Below are 4,200 nucleotides of genomic sequence, written 5' to 3' on the forward strand. Positions count from 1 at the left end.
CCGGCCTGCAGCCCGACATCGTCATGACCGCGCTCGACTCCGACGTGATCAAGACCTATGTCGAGCTGGGGCTGGGCGTGGGCATCACCGCATCGCAGGCGTTCAATCCGCAGCGCGACATCGGGCTGAAGGCGCTGGACAGCGAACACCTGTTCGAGGCCAGCACCACCCGCCTGGCGGTGCGCACCGGGCACTACCTGCGCGATTTCGCCTACCGCTTCATCGAGCTGTGCTCGCCGGAGCTGGAAGAGGACATCGTGCGGCAGCGCATACAGCATGCAGGCACGTGAAGCAGGATTGCGGCCAAGGCCTCAGGTTGCCCAGGACGCAATCACTGCGTTGAATGTGGCGCTGGGGCGCATCACCGCGTCCAGCTTGGCCGGATCGGGCAGATAGTAGCCTCCGATGACGGATGGCGTACCCTGCACCTGCGCCAGCTCATCGACAATTTTCTGCTCGCTGGCCGCAAGCGCTTCGGCCAGCGGCTTGAACCTGGCCGCCAGTTCGGCATTGTCGCTTTGCTCGGCCAGGGCCTGGGCCCAGTACATGGCGAGGTAGAAGTGGCTGCCGCGGTTGTCGAGCTGACCGGTCTTGGGCGAAGGCCCCTTGCTGTTGTCGAGCAGCTTGCCGGTGGCAGCATCCAGCGTCTGGGCGAGCACCTTGGCCTTGGCATTGCCATTCTTGAGGCCCAGCTCTTCCAGACTCACGGCCAGCGCCAGGAACTCGCCGAGCGAATCCCAGCGCAGATGATTCTCTTCCACCAGCTGCTTCACATGCTTGGGCGCCGAGCCGCCAGCACCGGTCTCGTACATGCCGCCGCCAGCCATGAGCGGCACGATCGACAGCATCTTGGCCGACGTGCCCAGCTCCATGATGGGGAACAGGTCGGTCAGGTAGTCGCGCAGGATATTACCGGTGGCACTGATGGTATCGAGGCCGCGAATCACACGCTCCAGCGTGTAGCGCATGGCACGAACCTGACTCATGATCTGGATGTCGAGACCTGTGGTGTCCTGTTCCTGCAGGTACAGCCGCACCTTGGCAATCAGCTGGGCTTCATGCGGACGGTAAGCGTCCAGCCAGAACACGACCGGCATGCCGGAGTTGCGCGCACGCGTCACGGCCAGCTTGACCCAGTCGCGCACGGCGGCGTCCTTGGTCTGGCACATGCGCCAGATGTCGCCGGCTTCCACGTTCTCGCTCAGCAGCACTTCACCGGTGGCCAGGTCGGTGATGTTGGCCACGCCATCCTCGGAGATCTCGAAGGTCTTGTCGTGCGAGCCGTACTCTTCGGCCTGCTGCGCCATCAGGCCGACGTTGGGCACGGTACCCATGGTGGTCGGATCGAAGGCACCATGCCATTTGCAGAAGTTGATCATTTCCTGGTAGATGCGGGCGAAGGTCGACTCCGGCATCACCGCCTTCACGTCGCGCAGGCGGCCGTCGGCACCGTACATCTTGCCGCCGTTGCGGATCATGGCGGGCATGGAGGCGTCGACGATCACGTCGTTGGGGGAATGGAAGTTGGTGATGCCCTTGCTCGAGTCGACCATGGCCAGCTTGGGCCGGTGCTCGTGGCAGGCGTGCAGGTCCTGCTTGATCTCGTCCTGCAGACTCTCCGGCAGCGTGGCGATCTTGTTGTAGAGATCGACCATGCCGTTGTTCACGTTCACGCCCAGCTCCTCGAACAGCTTGCCGTGCTTCTCGAAGGCATCCTTGTAGAAAATCCTGACGCAGTGGCCGAACACGATCGGGTGCGAGACCTTCATCATGGTGGCCTTGACGTGCAGCGAGAACATCACGCCGGTCTTGTGCGCATCCTCGATTTCCCGCTCGTAGAAGGCCACCAGCGCCTTCTTGCTCATGAACATGGAATCGATCACTTCGCGGTCGAGCAGCGAGACCTTGGGCTTGAGCACGATGGTCTTGCCGCTTTTGGTGATCAGCTCCATTTTCACGTCGCGGGCGCGATCCAGCGTCATGGACTTCTCGCCATGGTAGAAGTCGCCCGCGTGCATGTGCGAGACATGCGTGCGCGAGGCCTGGCTCCATTCCGCCATGCTGTGCGGGTGCTTGCGGGCGTAGTTCTTCACCGCCGCCGGCGCACGGCGGTCGGAGTTGCCCTCGCGCAGCACCGGGTTCACCGCGCTGCCGATACACTTGCCGTAGCGTGCGCGGATATCCCGCTCCGCGTCGGTCTGCGGAGCTTCGGGAAAGTTGGGAAGCTGGTAGCCCTTGTCCTGCAATTCCTTGATGGCGGCCTTGAGCTGCGCCACCGAAGCGCTGATGTTGGGCAGCTTGATGATGTTGGCCTCGGGCTGCAGCGTGAGCCTGCCCAGCGCGTCCAGCGTGTCTGGCACGCGCTGCGCCTCGGTCAGCACCTCCGGGAACTGGCCCAGGATGCGGGTCGCCAACGAGATGTCACTGGTCGCCACGTCTATGTCCGCCGATGCCGCGAAGGCCTGCACGATGGGCAGGAGTGAAGCGGTTGCCAGGCGGGGGGCTTCATCGGTCAGGGTGTAGATGATCGTGGGTCGCGAATTACTCATCTCGTCGTCTCGTGGTTTTAGGGAAACAAAAGGACGTATTGCACCAGCACCAGCAGTTTGCAGGCAGACCCGCGCTCACCCGATACCGTACCACAACCGGAAAGCCGGCAAAGCCGCGCTAAACGTCCAGGGGACTGCTTTTCACCAGACGGATTCAACACCATGCCTGATGACAATATGCAGCGCTCATCACACCCACCAGGGGTAAATGTCCGGCATCTCGCTCGCTCTGCCGGCGTACTGCGGGTCGCGCTTCTCCAGGAAGGAGCGCACGCCTTCCTTGCCATCCTCCAGGCTGGTGTAGAACATGGCCAGCGAGTCGATGCGGTGCGCTTCCAGCGGGTGCGGCTGGGCGGCGTTGCGGTAGAGCATCTGGCGCGCGAAAGCGACCGCCACCGGTGACTTGTTGACACTGAACTTGCGCGCCAGCGCGTAGGCGGCGGGCAGCAGGTCGTCGGGCGCGTGCACCGAGCGCACCAGACGGCCCGCCAGCGCCTCCTCGGCGCTCAGGATGTCACCGCTGTAGACCCACTCCAGCGCCTGCTGGATACCGACGATGCGCGGCAGGAACCAGCTCGAGCAGGCCTCCGGCACCACCCCGATCTTGCCGAACACGAAGCCGATGCGCGCCTTCTCGGAAGCCAGGCGGATGTCCATGGCCAGCGTCATGGTGGCGCCGATGCCCACCGCGGCGCCGTTGATGGCGCCGATCACCGGCTTCTTGCAGTCGTAGATGGCCAGCGTCACGCGCCCGCCGGTGTCGCGCACGCCGCGCTGGATGGCCGTGTCGGTGAGGCGCTCGTGCATGTCCGCGACAGTGGGGCGCTGCGTCTCGTCGAGACCGAAGACATTGCCGCCCACCGACAGGTCCATGCCGGCGCAGAAGGCGCGGCCGGCGCCGGTGACCACGATGGCGCGAACATCGTCGTCCTCGCTGGCGCGGCGGAAGGCGTGCTCGAGCTCGTCGGCCATGTCCACCGTGAAGGCATTGAGCTGGTCCGGACGGTTCAGGGTCAGCGTCAGGATGTGGTCTTCGACACGGTAGTCGATGCTGCTGTAGGAGGGATTGCTGGACATGCTGGCTCCACGACCGGGAACGGCCCGGCTCTTGTTGTCGGTAACGGCGCGCGAGTCCGGATGCCCGGACGCGCCGCAAGCCCCATGCTAGCACTCCGACCGGCCTGTGCACCCTGTTTCCGGCCGTCCCGACCAGGCCCTTCCGGTCACCGCCGGACAGGCCACACCGGCATTTGCCGCCGGCAGCGGCCTCCGGTACAACTGGGCACTCCACCCCGTCCACAGGAGCCGTCATGGCCGCCCGCCACATCACCGCCAGCTTCTCCGGCACCCCTTACCAGGTCATCCTGCGCGATGGCGTACACCACTGGCTCGGCGACGAGCCCGCCGATGTCGGCGGCACCGACTCCGGCCCGTCGCCGCACTCGCTGGTGCTCTCCGGCCTCGGCGCCTGCACCGTGGCGACGCTGGTCATGTACGCGAAACGCAAGGAGTGGCCGCTGGCCGGGGTGCGCGTGGAGCTGGACCTGACCCAGCCGGGCAAGGCCGAGGCCGGCGCGCAGATCAGCCGCGAGATCCACCTGGAAGGCCCGCTGGACGCCGAACAGCGCGAGCGGCTGCTGCAGATCGCCAA

3 protein-coding genes and 1 pseudogene are annotated in these 4,200 nt (G+C 65.1%); 2 read left to right on the forward strand and 2 right to left on the reverse strand.

Translation table 11 applies throughout. The features are described from left to right. Positions 1-290, forward strand: a pseudogene (locus C5O18_RS07005) (hypothetical protein); the annotation flags it as partial. A 21-nt stretch (positions 291-311) separates the two neighbouring features. Here C5O18_RS07005 and C5O18_RS07010 read toward each other — a convergent pair. Together C5O18_RS07010 and C5O18_RS07015 are read right to left on the reverse strand one after the other, a co-directional pair. Beyond that, positions 312-2,549, reverse strand: coding sequence for an NADP-dependent isocitrate dehydrogenase (locus C5O18_RS07010; protein ID WP_105192696.1), 2,238 nt, complete (start codon positions 2,547-2,549; stop codon positions 312-314). 189 nt (positions 2,550-2,738) lie between these two features. Continuing rightward, a complete protein-coding gene (locus tag C5O18_RS07015) occupies positions 2,739-3,626 on the reverse strand; it encodes a crotonase/enoyl-CoA hydratase family protein (protein WP_105192698.1) in 888 nt (295 codons plus the stop codon). 233 nt (positions 3,627-3,859) lie between these two features. Between C5O18_RS07015 and C5O18_RS07020 the strand changes: the two genes are divergently transcribed. Beyond that, a partial coding sequence (locus C5O18_RS07020; RefSeq protein ID WP_105192700.1) for an OsmC family protein occupies positions 3,860-4,200 on the forward strand: 341 nt, incomplete at its 3' end.

This window comes from Amnimonas aquatica, from assembly GCF_002943415.1.
In the GTDB taxonomy this organism is placed as follows: domain Bacteria; phylum Pseudomonadota; class Gammaproteobacteria; order Pseudomonadales; family Moraxellaceae; genus Perlucidibaca; species Perlucidibaca aquatica_A.